Origin of the sequence: Streptomyces flavovariabilis, assembly GCF_000725785.1 — a bacterium.
In the GTDB taxonomy this organism is placed as follows: domain Bacteria; phylum Actinomycetota; class Actinomycetes; order Streptomycetales; family Streptomycetaceae; genus Streptomyces; species Streptomyces hawaiiensis.
This window is the reverse complement of record NZ_JNXD01000001.1, coordinates 84,548-102,099: the sequence shown is the minus strand read 5'-3', so window position 1 is coordinate 102,099 and position 17,552 is coordinate 84,548. Positions and strand designations below refer to the sequence as shown.

Genomic DNA, 17,552 nt, shown 5'->3' with positions numbered 1-17,552 from the left:
TAGACAGGGAGGTTAGCGGTCGTTAACCTGAAGGAAATGCGTTAACGCTCATTAACAAGGTGAGGGGACCCGCAGGATGCACGAGGCACCGGAGCTCACGAGCGCGGCAGACCCCGCGTCGGAGGCCTTTCGGGCCAACGAGGAGGCGCACCGCACCCTCGTCGAGGAGCTGCGCACCAAGCTCGCCGCAGCCGCACAGGGCGGCGGCGAGAAGGCCCGCGCCCGCCACACCGCGCGCGGCAAGCTGCTCCCCCGCGACCGGGTGGACACCCTCCTCGACCCGGGCTCGCCCTTCCTGGAGCTGGCCCCGCTCGCGGCCGACGGGATGTACGACGGCCAGGCCCCGGCCGCCGGCGTCATCGCCGGCATCGGCCGGGTCGGCGGCCGCGAAACCGTCGTCATCGCCAACGACGCCACGGTCAAGGGCGGCACCTACTACCCGATGACGGTCAAGAAGCACCTCCGCGCCCAGGAGGTCGCCCTCGACAACCGCCTCCCCTGCGTCTACCTGGTGGACTCGGGCGGCGCCTTCCTCCCCATGCAGGACGAGGTCTTCCCCGACCGCGACCACTTCGGCCGCATCTTCTACAACCAGGCCCGCATGTCCGGCGCCGGCATCCCCCAGATCGCCGCGGTCCTCGGCTCGTGCACGGCCGGCGGCGCGTACGTCCCGGCGATGAGCGACGAGGCGGTGATCGTCCGCAACCAGGGCACCATCTTCCTGGGCGGCCCGCCCCTGGTGAAGGCGGCCACCGGCGAGGTCGTCACCGCGGAGGAGCTCGGCGGCGGCGAGGTCCACTCCCGCGTCTCGGGCGTCACGGACCACCTCGCGGAGAACGACGCGCACGCCCTGCGCATCGTCCGCACCATCGTCTCCACCCTCCCCGCGCGCGGGGCGCTCCCCTGGGCGGTCACGGAGGCGACGGAACCCAAGGTCGACCCCCACAGCCTCTACGGCGCGGTCCCGGTCGACTCCCGCACCCCCTACGACGTACGCGAGATCATCGCCCGGGTCGTCGACGGCTCCCGCTTCGCCGAGTTCAAGTCCGAGTTCGGCCAGACCCTGGTCACCGGCTTCGCCCGGATCCACGGCCACCCCGTCGGCATCGTCGCCAACAACGGCATCCTGTTCTCCGAGTCCGCCCAGAAGGGCGCCCACTTCATCGAGCTGTGCGACCAGCGCGGCATCCCGCTGGTGTTCCTCCAGAACATCTCCGGGTTCATGGTCGGCAAGGACTACGAGGCGGGCGGCATCGCCAAGCACGGCGCCAAGATGGTCACGGCGGTGGCCTGCACCCGCGTCCCGAAGCTGACGGTCGTGGTCGGCGGCTCGTACGGCGCGGGCAACTACTCGATGTGCGGCAGGGCGTACTCCCCCCGCTTCCTGTGGATGTGGCCGAACGCCAAGATCTCGGTCATGGGCGGCGAGCAGGCCGCGTCGGTCCTCGCGACCGTCAAGCGGGACCAGCTCGAGGGGCGCGGCGAGTCCTGGCCGGCCGAGGACGAGGACGCCTTCAAGGCTCCGATCCGCGCCCAGTACGAGCGCCAGGGCAACGCCTACTACGCGTCGGCCCGCCTCTGGGACGACGGCGTGATCGACCCGCTGGACACCCGCCAGGTCCTGGGCCTGGCCCTGACCGCGTGCGCCAACGCGCCCCTGGGTGACCCCCAGTTCGGCGTCTTCCGGATGTGAGGGGACGGACGACGATGTTCGAGACAGTACTGGTGGCCAACCGCGGCGAGATCGCCGTACGCGTCATCCGGACGCTGCGGTCGATGGGCGTGCGCTCGGTGGCCGTCTTCTCCGACGCCGACGCCGACGCCCGGCACGTCCGCGAGGCGGACACTGCGGTACGGATCGGCCCGGCCCCGGCATCCGAGAGCTACCTGTCGGTGGAGCGCCTCCTGGAGGCCGCGGCCCGCACGGGCGCGCAGGCCGTCCACCCCGGCTACGGCTTCCTCGCCGAGAACGCGGCCTTCGCCCGCGCGTGCGCCGAGGCCGGCCTGGTCTTCATCGGCCCTCCGGCGGACGCGATCGCGCTCATGGGCGACAAGATCCGCGCCAAGGAGACGGTGCAGGCGGCCGGAGTCCCCGTGGTCCCCGGCGGCCGCGACCCCGACCTGGCCGAGGCGGCCCGCGGGCTGGGCGCGCCGGTGCTGCTGAAGCCGAGCGCGGGCGGCGGCGGCAAGGGTATGCGCCTGGTGCGGGACCTGACCCGGCTGGAGGAGGAGATCGCCTCCGCCCGCCGTGAGGCCCGGGCCTCCTTCGGCGACGACACGCTGCTCGTGGAGCGCTGGATCGACCGCCCCCGCCACATCGAGATCCAGGTCCTGGCGGACGGCCATGGCAACGTGGTCCACCTCGGGGAGCGCGAGTGCTCCCTCCAGCGCCGCCACCAGAAGATCATCGAGGAGGCGCCGAGCGTGCTCCTCGACGAGGAGACGCGTTCCGCGATGGGCGAGGCGGCGGTCCAGGCGGCCCGCTCCTGCGGCTACCGGGGCGCGGGCACGGTGGAGTTCATCGTGCCCGGCACCGATCCGTCGTCGTACTACTTCATGGAGATGAACACCCGCCTCCAGGTGGAGCACCCGGTCACGGAGCTGATCACCGGCCTGGACCTGGTCGAGTGGCAGCTGCGGGTGGCGGCCGGGGAGCCCCTGGCGTTCGCCCAGGAGGACGTACGGCTGACCGGCCACGCCGTGGAGGCCCGCATCTGCGCCGAGGACCCGGCCCGCGGCTTCCTCCCCTCCGGCGGCACGGTCCTGAGGCTGCGTGAGCCGCAGGGCGACGGTGTCCGCACCGACTCGGGCCTCACCGAGGGCACGGAGGTCGGCAGCCTCTACGACCCGATGCTCTCCAAGGTCATCGCCTACGGCCCCGACCGGGCGACCGCCCTGCGCAGACTCCGGGCGGCCCTGGCCGAGACGGTCACGCTCGGCGTGCAGACGAACGCCGGGTTCCTGCGCCGCCTGCTCGCCCACCCGGCGGTGGTGTCCGGCGACATGGACACCGGTCTGGTCGAGCGTGAGGTGGAGGACCTGGTCCCCACGGACGTACCGGAGGAGGTGTACGAGGCGGCGGCTGCCGTACGCCTGGAAGCCCTGAAGCCGGAGCCGGGCGGCTGGACGGACCCCTTCTCGGTACCGAGCGGCTGGCGGCTGGGCGGCGCCCCGAAGCCGCCCGCCTTCCACCTGCGGGTGCAGGAAGCCCTGGAGTACACCCCGCGCGGCACGGCCACGGTCAACGACGACCGGGTCGCGGTGACACTCGACGGCGTCCGCCACACCTTCCACCGCGCCGCCGGCTGGCTCGGCCGCGACGGCGACGCCTGGCACGTACGCGACCACGACCCGGTGGCCGCGTCCCTGACCCGGTCGGCGCACGCGGGCGCGGATTCCCTCACCGCGCCCATGCCCGGCACGGTGACAGTCGTCAAGGTCGCCGTCGGGGACGAGGTGAGCGCCGGTCAGAGCCTGCTGGTGGTGGAGGCGATGAAGATGGAGCACGTCATCTCCGCGCCGCACGCCGGCAAGGTCGCCGAGCTGGACGTGGCACCCGGCAGCACGGTCGCCATGGACCAGGTGCTGGCGGTCATCGCACCTCACGAGGAGGCGGAATGACAGTCCCAGGGCTCCCGATGGCCGTCCCGAGCAGGGACCTCCCCACCCGCGTCCGCATCCACGAGGTCGGTGCCCGTGACGGCCTGCAGAACGAGAAGGCGACGGTCCCCACGGAGATCAAGGCGGAGTTCATCCGCCGCCTGGCCGACGCGGGCCTGACCACGATCGAGGCGACGAGCTTCGTCCACCCCAAGTGGGTGCCGCAACTGGCGGACGCGGAGCAGCTGTTCCCTCTCGTCGGCGACCTCCCGGTGGCGCTCCCCGTCCTGGTCCCGAACGAGAAGGGCCTGGACCGCGCCCTGGCCCTGGGCGCCCGCCGGGTGGCGGTCTTCGCCAGCGCCACGGAGTCCTTCGCCAAGGCCAACCTCAACCGCACGGTGGACGAGGCCTTGGCGATGTTCGAGCCGGTGGTGGGCCGGGCGAAGACCGAGTCGGTCCACGTCCGCGGCTACCTCTCCATGTGTTTCGGCGACCCGTGGGAGGGCGCGGTCCCCCTCCCCCAGGTGGTGAAGGTCTGCCGGGCCCTGCTGGACATGGGCTGCGACGAACTGAGCCTGGGCGACACGATCGGCGTGGCGACCCCGGGCCACGTCGTCGCGCTCCTCGCGGCCCTGGACGAGGCGGGCGTCCCGCCCACCACCCTCGGCGTCCACTTCCACGACACCTACGGCCAGGCCCTCTCCAACACCCTCGCGGCCCTCCAGCAGGGCGTCACCACGGTCGACGCCTCCGCGGGCGGCCTGGGCGGCTGCCCGTACGCGAAGTCGGCCACGGGCAACCTCGCCACCGAAGACCTCGTGTGGATGCTGCGGGGCCTCGGCATCGACACCGGAATCGACCTCGGCCGCCTCGTCGCCACGAGCGCGTGGATGGCCACCCACCTGGGCCGACCCAGCCCGTCCCGCACCGTCCGAGCCCTGTCCCACGAGGACACCGAGGAGCACTGATCACCATGGACTACCGTCTCTCCCCCGAACTGGAGGAACTCCGCCGTACGGTCGAGGAGTTCGCGCACGAGGTGGTGGCGCCGAAGATCGGCGACTTCTACGAGCGGCACGAGTTCCCCTACGAGATCGTCCGGGAGATGGGCCGCATGGGCCTGTTCGGCCTGCCGTTCCCGGAGGAGTACGGCGGCATGGGCGGCGACTACCTGGCCCTGGGCGTGGCCCTGGAGGAACTGGCGAGGGTCGACTCCTCGGTGGCGATCACCCTGGAGGCCGGCGTCTCACTCGGCGCGATGCCGGTCTTCCGCTACGGCACCGAGGCCCAGAAGCAGGAGTGGCTCCCCCGCCTCTGCTCGGGCGAACTCCTGGGCGCGTTCGGCCTGACGGAGCCGGACGGCGGCAGCGACGCGGGCGCGACCCGCACGACGGCCCGCCTGGACGAGTCGACGAACGAGTGGGTCATCAACGGCACGAAGTGCTTCATCACCAACTCGGGCACGGACATCACGGGCCTGGTGACGGTCACGGCGGTGACAGGCCGCGCGCCCGACGGCAAACCGCGGATCTCGTCGATCATCGTCCCCTCCGGCACCCCCGGCTTCACGGTGGCGGCCCCCTACTCCAAGGTCGGCTGGAACGCCTCCGACACCCGCGAGTTGTCCTTCACGGACGTCCGGGTCCCGGCGGAGAACCTCCTGGGCGAGGAGGGCCGCGGCTACGCCCAGTTCCTCCGCATCCTCGACGAGGGCCGCATCGCCATCGCGGCCCTGGCGACGGGCCTTGCGCAGGGCTGCGTCGACGAATCGGTCAAGTACGCCCAGGAACGCCACGCCTTCGGCAAGCCGATCGCCGCCAACCAGGCCATCCAGTTCAAGATCGCGGACATGGAGATGAAGGCCCACACGTCCCGCCTCGCCTGGCGCGACGCGGCGGCGCGCCTGATCTCCGGCGCCCCCTTCAAGAAGGAAGCGGCCCTGGCGAAGCTCCACTCCTCCACGGTCGCGGTCGACAACGCCCGAGAGGCCACCCAGATCCACGGCGGCTACGGCTTCATGAACGAATACCCGGTCGCCCGCATGTGGCGAGACTCCAAGATCCTCGAAATCGGCGAGGGCACGAGCGAGGTCCAGCGGATGCTGATCGCACGGGAGTTGGGGCTGGCCGACTGAGGGACGGGAGCGGGGCCGCAGGCCCCCGGCCGCACGGGCGCGGTGACTCGGATCACTGCGCCCGTTCGCATGTCGTCGCCTCCGCCGGGCACGCCCCCGAGGGCCCTACTGGACACGACCTGAGGTTAGGCTAACCTAATCCTGATCCCAGCCAAGCGGCTGTCAGCCGTGCCCGCAGTGGCTCCGTACGCACGAAAGCAGACCCCGTCATGTCGAACGCCAGAACCGCCCGTTACTCCCGCCGCGGCCTGCTCGCCGCCGGTGGCGCTCTCGGGCTCGGCGCCCTCGTGACCGCGTGTGGCAGTGAAGACTCGAAGGACAGCGGCTCGGAGGCGAAGGGTGCCGCCAAGTCGGGCCCGTGGTCGTTCAAGGACGACCGCGGCAAGACCGTGAACCTCGACAAGGTCCCCACGAAGATCGTCGCGTTCACCGGTGTCGCCGCCGCCCTGTACGACTACGGCATCGACGTCAAGGGCGTCTTCGGTCCGACCAAGACCAAGGACGGCAAGGCCGACGTCCAGGCCGGCGACATGGACGTCAGCAAGCTGACCGTCTTCGGTAACCGGTTCGACCAGTTCAACGTGGAGCAGTACGCGGCTTTCCAGCCCGAGGTGCTCATCACCACCACCTTCGACACCGCCGGCACCCTCTGGTACGTCCCGGAGACGTCCAAGGACAAGATCGCCAAGCTCGCCCCGAGCGTCGCGATCTCGGTCTTCGACCGTCAGATGCCGAAGCCCCTGCAGCGCATGGCCGAGCTCGCCGAGTCGCTCGGCGCCGACCTGAAGGCCGCGAAGGTCGTCGAGGCGAAGAAGCGCTTCGAGGCCGCCTCCGAGCGGCTGCGCAAAGCCGCCAAGTCCCGCCCCGAGATCAAGGTGCTGGCCGGTTCCGCATCGGACGCCATCTTCTACGTCTCCGGCTCCAACTTCTCCATCGACCTGGAGTACTTCAAGGCCCTCGGCGTGAACCTCGTCGAGCCGCCGAAGAAGGCCATGGAGGCCAACGGCGGCTGGTTCGAGAACCTCAGCTGGGAGAACGTCGACAAGTACCCGGCGGACATCATCATGATGGACGACCGCGCCTCGACCATCCAGCCGGCCGACATCACCGAGGCGACCTGGAAGAAGCTGCCCGCGGTCAAGGCCGGTCAGGTCCTTTCGCGGTCGCCCGAGCCGATCCTGTCGTACGACAAGTGCACGCCTCTGGTGGAGAACCTCGCGAAGGCCATCGAGTCGGCCAAGAAGGTCGCCTGACCCCCTCTCACTTCCTGACGTCCAGGAGCCGCACGTGACTACCGCCGTAGCCGCCCCGTTCCGTTTCTTCTCCCTCCAGGTCGTGCGGACGAGGCGGCTCGGGCCGTCTCTGGTGCGGGTCACCTTCGGGGGGCCCGATCTGCACGCCTTTCGTTCCGACGGGCGGGACCAGTCCCTGTCGCTGTTCCTGCCGCACCCCGGGCAGCCCGAGCCGGTCGTCCCGCTCGAGCTCGGGGACGGATGGTGGCAGGGCTGGCGTGAACTCCCGGACGACGTACGGGCCGTGATGCGGTCGTACACCCTGCGCGGTCTGCGCCGGGACCCGGACGAGATCGACATCGACTTCGCCCTGCACGGCATCGAGCCGGGCGCCGCGGTCCAGGCCGGCCCGGCCTCCCGCTGGGCCGCCCGGGCCGCCGCCGGGGACCGGGTCCTGCTGCTCGGCCCGGCCGTCGCCGACAACCGGGCGATCCGCTTCCGGCCGCCCGAGGACACCGACCTCGTCGTCGTCTGGGGTGACGAGACCGCCGTACCGGCCGCCTCGGCCATCGTCGAGGCACTGCCGGCCGGCACCCGCGCCCGGGTCTGGCTGGAGGTCCCGCACGCCGGCGACATCCAGGAACTGGTGACCGGGGCCGACCTCGAGATCACCTGGCTCGTCAGGAAGGAGAGGAGCGGCGAGGGGTCACCCACGGCCCTCGACGCCCTCCGCGCGGCCCGGCTGCCGTCCGCCGAGCGGCCGTACGTCTGGATCGCCGGTGAGTCCGGGTGCGTGAAGGAGCTGCGCAGGCACTTCGTGCGCGAGCGCGGGATCGACCGCCGCAGCGTCACGTTCGTCGGCTACTGGCGCCGGGGCGTGAGCGAGGAGCAGCTGCGGGCCGAGGGATAGCCGCGGCACGGCCATCACCGAAGTGACACGAGTGACCACAGTCACGGCAGGGCCTGACTCCCTCACGATCAACTTAGGTTAGGCTTACCTAAGTTCTGGACGCCGGAGACCAGCCCATCCCGTCCCATACCGGACTGTCCCCACCGGAGGACCCCCACATGCGCTCGCACCTGCTCAACGACACCACCGCGGAGCAGTACCGCCGCTCCGTGACCGACGGAGTCGAGCGGGTGGCCGCCAAACTCGCCGCCACCGACCGGCCGTTCACCGGCATCACCGTCGACGCCCTCTCCCCGCGCATCGACGAGATCGACCTCGACCAGCCGCTGCACGACACCACCGCGGCGCTCGACGAACTGGAGGACGTCTACCTCCGGGACGCGATCTACTTCCACCACCCCCGCTACCTGGCCCACCTCAACTGCCCGGTCGTCATCCCGGCCGTGCTCGGCGAGGCCGTCCTGTCCGCCGTGAACTCCTCACTGGACACCTGGGACCAGTCGGCCGGCGGCACGCTCATCGAGCGCAAGCTCATCGACTGGACGACCACCCGGATCGGCCTCGGCGAGAACGCCGACGGCGTGTTCACCTCCGGCGGCACCCAGTCCAACCTCCAGGCACTCCTGCTCGCCCGCGAGGAGGCCAAGACCGACACGCTCGCCAAACTGCGCATCTTCGCCTCCGAGGTCAGCCACTTCAGCGTGAAGAAGTCCGCGAAGCTGCTCGGGCTCGGCCAGGACGCCGTGGTCTCCATACCCGTCGACCACGACAAGCGCATGCAGACCGTCGCCCTCGCCCGCGAGCTGGAGCGCTGCGAGCAGGACGGCCTCGTCCCCATGGCCGTCGTCGCCACCGCCGGCACCACCGACTTCGGGTCCATCGACCCGCTGCCCGAGATCGCCGAGCTGTGCGAGCAGTTCGGCACCTGGATGCACGTCGACGCCGCCTACGGCTGCGGCCTGCTCGCCTCCCTGAGGCACCGGGACCGCATCAGCGGCATCGAGCGCGCCGACTCGGTCACCGTCGACTACCACAAGTCCTTCTTCCAGCCGGTGAGTTCCTCGGCCGTGCTCGTGCGGGACGCCGCCACGCTGCGCCACGCCACCTACCACGCCGAGTACCTCAACCCGCGCCGCATGGTGGAGGAGCGCATCCCCAACCAGGTGGACAAGTCCCTCCAGACCACCCGCCGCTTCGACGCCCTGAAGCTGTGGATGACCCTGCGGACCATGGGCGCCGACGGCATCGGGCAGCTCTTCGACGAGGTGTGCGACCTGGCCCGGGAGGGCTGGCGGCTGATCGCCGCGGACCCGCGCTTCGACGTCGTCGTGGAGCCGAGCCTGTCCACCCTGGTCTTCCGCTACATCCCGGCGGCCGTCACCGACCCCGCCGAGATCGACCGCGCCAACCTCTACGCCCGCAAGGCCCTGTTCGCCTCCGGTGACGCCATCGTCGCGGGCACCAAGGTCGGCGGCCGCCACTACCTGAAGTTCACCCTGCTCAACCCCGAGACGCAGGCGTCCGACATCGCCGCCGTCCTCGACCTGATCGCCGGCCACGCCGAGCAGTACCTGGGAGAGTCTCTTGACCGCGCGTCCTGAAAACCCGACCAGAACCCATGACTTCGTGGGGATCGGACTCGGCCCCTTCAACCTCGGCCTGGCCTGCCTCACCGAACCCATCGACGAACTCGACGGCGTCTTCCTGGAGTCGAAGCCCGACTTCGAGTGGCACGCGGGCATGTTCCTCGACGGCGCCCACCTGCAGACCCCGTTCATGTCGGACCTGGTCACCCTCGCCGATCCCACGTCCCCGTACTCCTTCCTGAACTACCTGAAGGAGAAGGGCCGGCTCTACTCGTTCTACATCCGCGAGAACTTCTACCCGCTGCGCGTCGAGTACGACGACTACTGCCGCTGGGCCGCGAACAAACTGAGCAGCATCCGCTTCGGCACGACGGTCACCGAGGTGACGTACGAGGACGACGTCTACGTCGTGAAGACCACCGCCGGTGACTCCTACCGGGCCCGTCACCTGGTCCTCGGCACCGGCACCCCGCCCCACATACCCGAGGCCTGCCAGGGTCTGGGCGGCGACTTCCTGCACAACTCCCGCTACCTGGAGAACAAGGCCGCTCTGCAGAAGAAGGACTCGATCACGCTGGTCGGCTCGGGCCAGTCGGCCGCCGAGATCTACTACGACCTGCTCAGCGAGATCGACGTCCACGGCTACCGGCTGAACTGGGTCACCCGCTCCCCGCGCTTCTTCCCGCTGGAGTACACCAAGCTCACGCTGGAGATGACGTCCCCGGAGTACGTCGACTACTTCCGCGAGCTGCCGGAGGCCACCCGCTACCGCCTCACGGCCGAGCAGAAGGGCCTGTTCAAGGGCATCGACGGCGACCTCATCAACGAGATCTTCGACCTGCTCTACCAGAAGAACCTCGGCGGCCCCGTCCCCACCCGGCTGCTCACCAACTCCTCCCTGGACAGCGCGCACTACGAGAACGGCACGTACACGCTCGGCTTCCGCCAGGAGGAGCAGGGCAGGGAGTTCGAGCTGGACTCGCAGGGCCTGGTCCTGGCCACGGGCTACAAGTACGCCGAGCCGGAGTTCCTGGCCCCCGTCAAGGACCGCCTGGTCTACGACTCCCGGGGCAACTTCGACGTCGCCCGCAACTACGCGATCGACGTCACCGGCCGGGGGATCTTCCTCCAGAACGCCGGCGTCCACACGCACAGCATCACCAGCCCCGACCTGGGCATGGGCCCGTACCGGAACGCGTACATCATCCGTGAGCTGCTCGGCACCGAGTACTACCCGGTGGAGAAGTCGATCGCGTTCCAGGAGTTCGCCGTATGAGCGCCGCCACCGGCATCGGAACGCTCACGGTCCGCCCGCTCGACCCCCTGAAGGACGCGGAGCTGCTGCACTCCTGGGTCACCCACCCCAAGGCGGCCTACTGGATGATGCAGGACGCGAAACTCCAGGACGTCGAACGCGAGTACATGCGGATCGCGGCGCACGAGCACCACGACGCCTACATCGGCCTGCACGAGGGCCGGCCGGCGTTCCTGATGGAGAAGTACGACCCCCGGTACGTCGAGCTGGTCGGCCTGTACGACCCGGAGCCCGGCGACGTCGGCATGCACTTCCTGGTCGCGCCGACCGACCGGCCGATCCACGGTTTCACCAAGGCCGTCATCACCACCGTGATGGACGAGCTGTTCGCCGACCCGCGCACCCGCCGGGTCGTGGTGGAGCCCGATGTCAGCAACAAGGCAGTACACGCGCTCAACGAGGCCGTCGGCTTCGTGGCCGAGCGCGAGATCGACAAGCCGGAGAAGCGCGCGCTGCTGAGCTTCTGCACGCGTGCACAGTTCCTGGCCGCCCGAGGAGTAGCCGTATGACCCTGTCCGACGCCGTAGCGCATCTGTCCCCCCACCGCTGGGCGCGGGCCAACCGCCTCCTGATCCGCAAAGCCCTCGCCGAGTTCGCGCACGAGCGGCTGCTCACCCCCGAGCAGGACGGCGAGCAGTACGTCGTCCGCAGCGACGACGGCCAGACGAGCTACCGCTTCACCGCCGCCCGCCGGGCCCTGGACCACTGGCAGGTGGACGCCGACTCGATCACCCGCCACCGGGACGGCGCCGAACTCCCGCTCGCCGCGATGGACTTCTTCATCGAACTGCAGAAGTCCCTGGGCCTGAGCGACGACATCCTGCCGGTGTACCTGGAGGAGATCTCCTCCACCCTCTCCGGCACCTGCTACAAGCTCACCAAGCCGAAGAGCACGGCGGCCGAGCTCGCCCGCGGCGACTTCCAGGCCATCGAGACCGGCATGACCGAGGGCCACCCCTGCTTCGTCGCCAACAACGGGCGGCTGGGCTTCGGCATCCACGAGTACCTGTCGTACGCGCCGGAGACGGCGAGCCCGGTGCGTCTGGTGTGGCTGGCGGCGCACCGCTCGCGCGCGGCGTTCACGGCCGGGGTCGGCATCGAGTACGAGTCGTTCCTGCGCGAGGAGCTGGGCGGGGAGACCGTCGAGCGCTTCCACGGCATCCTGCACGACCAGAACCTCGACCCCGCCGACTACCTGCTGATCCCGGTCCACCCCTGGCAGTGGTGGAACAAGCTCGCCGTCACCTTCGCGGCCGAGGTGGCCCGCAAGCACCTGGTGTGCCTGGGCGAGGGCGACGACGAGTACCTGGCCCAGCAGTCCATCCGCACCTTCTTCAACAAGACCAGCCCCGAGAAGCACTACGTCAAAACGGCCCTGTCGGTCATCAACATGGGCTTCATGCGCGGTCTGTCGGCGGCCTACATGGAGGCCACCCCGGCGATCAACGACTGGCTGGCCCAGCTCATCGAGGGCGACCCGGTGCTGAGGTCCACGGGTCTGTCGATCATCCGGGAGCGCGCTGCGGTCGGCTACCGGCACCTGGAGTACGAGCAGGCGACGGACCGCTACTCGCCCTACCGCAAGATGCTCGCCGCGCTGTGGCGGGAGAGCCCGGTGCCGTCCCTCAAGGAGGGCGAGTCCCTGGCCACCATGGCGTCCCTGGTCCACGTCGACCACCAGGGGGCGTCCGTCGCGGGCGCACTGATCGAGCAATCGGGCCTCACCCCGAAGGAGTGGCTGCGCCGCTACCTGCGGGCCTACTTCACGCCCCTGCTCCACAGCTTCTACGCCTACGACCTGGTGTTCATGCCGCACGGCGAGAACGTCATCCTGGTGCTGAAGGACGGGGTCGTCGAGCGCGCGATCTACAAGGACATCGCCGAGGAGATCGCGGTCATGGACCCGGACGCGGTGCTGCCGCCGACGGTCGAGCGGCTGCGCGTGGAGGTCCCGGAGGACAAGAAGCTCCTGTCGATCTTCACGGACGTCTTCGACTGCTTCTTCCGCTTCCTCGCGGCGAACATCGCCGCCGAGGGCATTCTGGAGGAGGACGACTTCTGGCGCACGGTCGCCGAGGTCACCCGCGCCTACCAGGAGTCGAAGCCCGAACTCGCCGACAAGTTCAAGCGCTACGACATGTTCGCCCCCGAGTTCGCCCTCTCCTGCCTCAACCGCCTCCAGCTCCGCAACAACGAACAGATGGTCGACCTGTCGGACCCGTCCGGAGCCCTCCAGTTGGTGGGCACCCTGAGGAACCCGATAGCCGAGTTCTGACCAACCCACATACAGACGGGCACCCCGGAGTACGGTCCTCCGGGGTGCCCGTCCTCGTAGGAGCGCGGGGAACTGCGCGTCGTTCAGGGGCGCGGGGCTGTATCGACATGTCGGGAGGGACGGCGGTGAGGTTGGCCTTGAGCCGTTCGTGGTGTTGGTTGAAAGTCGTGGAAGGTGAAAGCGTCACCGGTCACTCTGATGGGTGATGTTGATCGAAGGCGCGCGCGGGAGGGGAACGGGGTGGCTAGGTTCGTGGCATGTCACGTTTCCGGATGTACCCGTCGCCTGTGCAGGTTGAGCGGATGCTCACGCACTGCGCGCACGCCCGGTACGTGTGGAATCTTGCCGTTGAGCAACACTCGCACCGGCGCCGGTGGCGTAGGAGCGCGCCCGGTTTCGCGGAGCAGTGCCGTCAGCTCACCGAGGCCCGGCGGGAGAACGAATGGCTCAGCTCGGGGAACGCGGATGTGCAGCAGCAGGCCTTGAAGGACTTCGCCAGGGCCATGAACGCCAGGTTCACGTCCGGGTTCGGTGAACCGACCTGGCGCAGGAAGCATGTGCACGAGGGCTTTCGGGTCATCGGCACCGACCGCGTACCGGAATATCACGCGGACGGGTCGCCGAAGCGGAACGCGAAGACCGGCAGGCAGGTCAGGGGCCGGTCGGTCGTGGTGCAGAGGCTCAACCGGCGGTGGGCTCAGGTCAGGGTGCCCGGCTGCGGCTGGGTCCGCTTCCGTCTCAGCGTCAAAGGCAAAGGTGGGAAGCTGCCCGAGGCGAAGTCGTTTCGAGTCACCTTCCGCAACGGGCAGTGGCACATCGCGTTCGCCCTCGTCCCTGAGCCGCTCCCGGTGCCCGGCACGGATACGGTAATCGGCATCGACCGGGGTGTCACGGTCACCGCTGCCCTGTCTGATGGCCGGAAGCTGAACTGCCCACAGCTCACCGCCAAGGAACGGGCCCGGATCCGAAAGCATCAGCGGCGGGCGGCCAGAGCCCCGAAAGGCAGCGCCGCCAAGGCGGCCGAGCACGCGAAGGTGGCCAGGCTCAAGGCGCGGGAGGCGAACCGGCGCAAGGACTGGTGCGAGAAGACCAGCACCATGCTCGCCCGCTGCTATGCCCCGCTCCGGTTCGAGAAACTGAACATCAAGAACATGACCCGCTCCGCGAAGGGAACCGTGGAGCAGCCCGGCCAGAACGTCGCCCAGAAGTCCGGCCTCAACCGGGCGATCCTCGCCCAGGGCTGGGGCCTGCTCCGGCAGCGCACCGGACACAAAGCCCCCGGCCGGGTCGAAGACGTTCCCGCCCCCTACACCAGCCTGCGGTGCAGCGCCTGCGGATGGATCGACAAGAACTCGCGCAAGAGCCAAGCCGAGTTCGTCTGTTCCTCCTGCGGCTTCACGTGCAACGCGGACACCAACGCCAGTATCAACGTCGCGGCAGGACAGGGCGGGATCCCCCGCCCCCGGCGCTCAGCCGGTGCCGGAGGGGTGACAACGGCCACCAGCCGTTCGAGCGCCCGTGAACCTCAACCCAAATAGGTTGGAATCTCGCTTTTTCAGAGGGGGAGGATGTCAACCCATGGCGGAAATCATCCAGAAGGACGGTACGTGGGCCTTCGACGGGGACGCGTTACGGCTGACTCCCGGACGGGACAAGAACGTCAGTCTGCTGCGCAGGGAGCTGGGTGAACTGGTCGTCCCGCTGGGGGCGTTGGCCGGTGTCTCCTTCGAGCAGGGCAAGAAGGCGGGACGGCTCAGGCTGCGGCTGCGCGACGGCGCCGACCCCCTGCTGCTCGCCACGGGCGGCCGGCTCACCGAGCCCCACGACCCGTACCAGCTGATCGTGGAGTCCGACCGTTACGGCGTCGCCGAGTACTTCACGGACGAGGTCCGCAACGCGCTGCTCCTGGACCAGGTGCCGAGTGAACCGGTCGACGCGTATCTGCTGCCGGGCCCCTCCGTCCCCCTGTCGGTCTCCGCCGGGGACGGCACCGCCGGTTTCGACGGCGAGCGCATACGCCTGGAGTGGAACTGGAAGACGGAGGACGCCAAGGCCGCCGCGGGCGCCCGCACGCTCGCGCTCGCCGACATCACGGGCGTGGAGTGGCACCCGGCGGCCGGTCTGGAGAACGGCCATCTGCGCTTCACCGTGCGGCACGCGCCCACCAAGGCCCCGCCCAAGTACGACCCCAACGCCGTGGAGCTGTGGGGCTTCAAGAAGGACCCGTTGATGGCGCTGGTCGCGGCGGCGGTCCAGGCCAGGCTTCCGCACCCGGCCCGGGCCGCCGCCGACGTGGTGGACGCGCGACCGGAGCCGCCTTCTGCTCCGGTCGCGTCCGCCGAGGACGACCACGACGCCCTGCTGCGCCGCCTGCGCGAGCTCGGTGAGCTGCACCGCACGGGCGTGCTGACGGACGAGGAGTTCGCCCTGGCCAAGCAGGCGGTCCTCAAGCGGATGTGACGCCCCGGGGCACCCGGAGGCGCTACTTCGCCCGGCGGGCCACCGTGAAGTGGTCGACCTGGTCACCGGTCTCGGCGATGCCGCGCACCGTGAGCGTGGCCAGGCGGCCCTTCGGCGCGGGGGTGACGTCCACGCGCAGGAAGGAGTAGTCGAGGTAGCGCACCCGGGACCAGGCCACGGTCTCGTTCTGCTTGCCGCCCTTGACGTTGACGAACGAGGCCACGGAGTCCACGTCGTGCTCGTTGCCCTCGTACGACAGCGGGGCGCTGAACGCGTAGAGGCTGCGGCCGGCCGCACCGGCTGTCACGTAGACCACGCCGTCGGTCTCGGGGTAGGCCGTGCCGCCGATCGGGAGCTTCTTGGTGACCTTGTCGCCCTTGATCACGTCGGTGCGCTCGTACTGGTGGTTGTGGCCGTTGATGACCAGGTCCACCGTGTACTTCTCGAACAGCGGCACCCACTCCTGCCGGACCCCGCCCTCGGAGGCGTGGGAGGTGGAGGTGCAGTAGGCGCAGTGATGGAAGAACACGACGATGAAGTCGATGTCGTGCGCGGCCCGGTACTTCTTGAGCTGCGCCTCCAGCCACGTGGTCTGGGTGCCGCCGGAGATGCCCAGGTTGGCCGGGATCTCGAAGGAGATGTCGTTGGCGTCGAGCGAGATGACCGCCGTGTTGCCGTGGACGAAGGAGTAGACGCCCGGGAGGTTCTTCTTGTCGGGGCCGTTGTCCGGGAGGGTCCAGCGGGCCTCCTCGCCGCCGTAGCCGTTGGGCGAGTACCAGGCCTCCATGTCGTGGTTGCCGTAAGCGGGCATCCACGGCACGGACTTGGCGACGGACTCGGTCTGGGCGAGGAACTGGTCCCACACGCGCGAGTCGAAGCCGGTGTCGTCGGTCCTGCCCTGGCCGGTCGGGTCGCCGTACGCGATGTCACCGGCGTGCAGGTGGAAGGCCGGGTTCTGGCCGAGCAGCAGGCTGTTGTTGGCGAGCGCGTGGTAGCTGACGCCCTCGTCGCCGAAGGCCGTGAAGGTGAACGGCGTCTTGTGCGCGGGGGCGGTGGTGAAGGTGCCGAGGGTGCCCAGCAGGTGCGGGTCGGCCGGGTCGAAGCCCTGGTGGCCGACGCCGTAGTAGTACGTCCGGCCCGGGCGCAGGTGGGTCAGCTTGGCGTGGAGGTAGTACTGGGTGTGGTTGCCGCTCGCGCCGACACCGGTCGGCGTGAAGAGGGTGCGGACCTCGGCTTCGATCTTGCGGGAGAGGTCCCAGGGGTGGGCGCCGATCCGGATGAACGGCTTCTTGACGGCGACCGGGACCTGCCAGGAGACGGTCATCTCCGTGCGCGGGTCGGTGCCGTAGGCGAGGTGGCGGCCGAAGGGGGCCACGTGGGCGCCGTCGACGGCCCCGGTGGCGGGGGCGGTGCGGGTGGCCGGTACGGCGGCCTGGGCGGTGGCGCCCGGTACGAACGCGCCACCCGCGACGGCACCGAGCGTGACGGCACCGCCTCTGATCATCGTGCGCCGGGAGAACCTGGCGCGCAGGTACTCGTGCTGCTCGGCCATGCTCATGCGCTCGGCGAGCCGCTCGGGTACGCCCATACGAGGAGTGTCCATGGCGTCCAAAAATCGACGCCCCGGGCAACGGGATGCCGGACATCCGGTGGACGCCTCACGAACAAGCCCTCATGACACGTTCAACGTTCCCCCAAAGAATTCCAACAGGCACCTGCCCGAAATCGGGCAGATTTCTTGCGAAAGCGCCGCCGGTACCCCAGGATCTAGCGAGTGCACGACGAACTCGTTGATCATCTGACGCGGTCCACCGCCCTCAGCCGGGGCGAGGCGCTGCGCGTGATCCAGGACGTGCTGGCCTACTTCGACGAGACGACCGAGGAGTACGTCCGTCGCCGCCACCGCGAGCTCCAGGCCCAGGGCCTGGTCAACGCTGCGATCTTCGAGCGGATCGAGGCGGACCTCAAATACCGCGCGGTGGCCCCGCCGGAGCTCTCGCTCCGGCAGCTGCGGCGCATCGTCTACGGCTAGGAATACGT

14 protein-coding genes are annotated in these 17,552 nt (G+C 69.7%); 13 read left to right on the top strand and 1 reads right to left on the bottom strand.

From position 1 onward, the window contains the following. The first annotated feature begins 76 nt into the window (after positions 1–76). The 12 genes from IO24_RS0100455 to IO24_RS0100400 all read left to right on the top strand — a co-directional run bounded on the left by IO24_RS0100455 (position 77) and on the right by IO24_RS0100400 (position 15,512). The gene (locus tag IO24_RS0100455) at positions 77–1,693 is read left to right on the top strand and encodes a carboxyl transferase domain-containing protein (RefSeq protein ID WP_031130517.1); all 1,617 of its coding nucleotides are present in this window, start codon (positions 77–79) and stop codon (positions 1,691–1,693) included. A 14-nt stretch (positions 1,694–1,707) separates the two neighbouring features. Then, positions 1,708–3,621: an ATP-binding protein gene (locus IO24_RS0100450; protein ID WP_031130514.1), complete on the top strand. Its 1,914-nt coding sequence runs from the start codon at positions 1,708–1,710 to the stop codon at positions 3,619–3,621. Next, positions 3,618–4,568 (top strand): hydroxymethylglutaryl-CoA lyase, encoded by a 951-nt coding sequence (locus IO24_RS0100445; protein ID WP_031130512.1) that lies wholly within the window; start codon positions 3,618–3,620, stop codon positions 4,566–4,568. Before IO24_RS0100450 ends, IO24_RS0100445 begins: the two co-directional genes overlap by 4 nt. A gap of 5 nt (positions 4,569–4,573) precedes the next feature. Further along, a complete protein-coding gene (locus IO24_RS0100440) occupies positions 4,574–5,734 on the top strand; it encodes an acyl-CoA dehydrogenase family protein (protein ID WP_031130509.1) in 1,161 nt (386 codons plus the stop codon). 209 nt (positions 5,735–5,943) lie between these two features. Beyond that, positions 5,944–6,987, top strand: a complete 1,044-nt coding sequence (locus tag IO24_RS0100435) for an ABC transporter substrate-binding protein (RefSeq protein ID WP_031130507.1) — start codon at positions 5,944–5,946, stop codon at positions 6,985–6,987. A gap of 34 nt (positions 6,988–7,021) precedes the next feature. After that, positions 7,022–7,876, top strand: a complete 855-nt coding sequence (locus IO24_RS0100430; protein WP_031130505.1) for a siderophore-interacting protein — start codon at positions 7,022–7,024, stop codon at positions 7,874–7,876. A gap of 158 nt (positions 7,877–8,034) precedes the next feature. Then, a complete protein-coding gene (desA, locus tag IO24_RS0100425) occupies positions 8,035–9,477 on the top strand; it encodes a lysine decarboxylase DesA (protein ID WP_031130503.1) in 1,443 nt (480 codons plus the stop codon). Continuing rightward, positions 9,461–10,738: a lysine N(6)-hydroxylase/L-ornithine N(5)-oxygenase family protein gene (locus IO24_RS0100420; protein WP_031130501.1), complete on the top strand. Its 1,278-nt coding sequence runs from the start codon at positions 9,461–9,463 to the stop codon at positions 10,736–10,738. Before desA ends, IO24_RS0100420 begins: the two co-directional genes overlap by 17 nt. Next, positions 10,735–11,286, top strand: coding sequence for a GNAT family N-acetyltransferase (locus tag IO24_RS0100415; RefSeq protein WP_031130500.1), 552 nt, complete (start codon positions 10,735–10,737; stop codon positions 11,284–11,286). Before IO24_RS0100420 ends, IO24_RS0100415 begins: the two co-directional genes overlap by 4 nt. Beyond that, a complete protein-coding gene (locus IO24_RS0100410) occupies positions 11,283–13,052 on the top strand; it encodes an IucA/IucC family protein (protein ID WP_031130498.1) in 1,770 nt (589 codons plus the stop codon). Before IO24_RS0100415 ends, IO24_RS0100410 begins: the two co-directional genes overlap by 4 nt. Before the next feature lie 257 nt (positions 13,053–13,309). Beyond that, positions 13,310–14,590, top strand: a complete 1,281-nt coding sequence (locus tag IO24_RS0100405) for an RNA-guided endonuclease InsQ/TnpB family protein (protein WP_031130496.1) — start codon at positions 13,310–13,312, stop codon at positions 14,588–14,590. Positions 14,591–14,630: 40 nt separating this feature from the next. Next, entirely contained in the window at positions 14,631–15,512 is an 882-nt protein-coding gene (locus IO24_RS0100400) for a DUF4429 domain-containing protein (RefSeq protein ID WP_031130494.1), read from the top strand. 22 nt (positions 15,513–15,534) lie between these two features. Here IO24_RS0100400 and IO24_RS0100395 read toward each other — a convergent pair whose 3' ends face one another. After that, on the bottom strand, positions 15,535–17,100 hold the full coding sequence (locus IO24_RS0100395) for a purple acid phosphatase family protein (protein WP_031130493.1): 1,566 nt from the start codon (positions 17,098–17,100) through the stop codon (positions 15,535–15,537). A gap of 186 nt (positions 17,101–17,286) precedes the next feature. Here IO24_RS0100395 and IO24_RS0100390 point away from each other — a divergent pair, with 186 nt between their 5' ends. Then, positions 17,287–17,544 (top strand): hypothetical protein, encoded by a 258-nt coding sequence (locus tag IO24_RS0100390; protein WP_031130491.1) that lies wholly within the window; start codon positions 17,287–17,289, stop codon positions 17,542–17,544. Positions 17,545–17,552 lie beyond the last annotated feature (8 nt).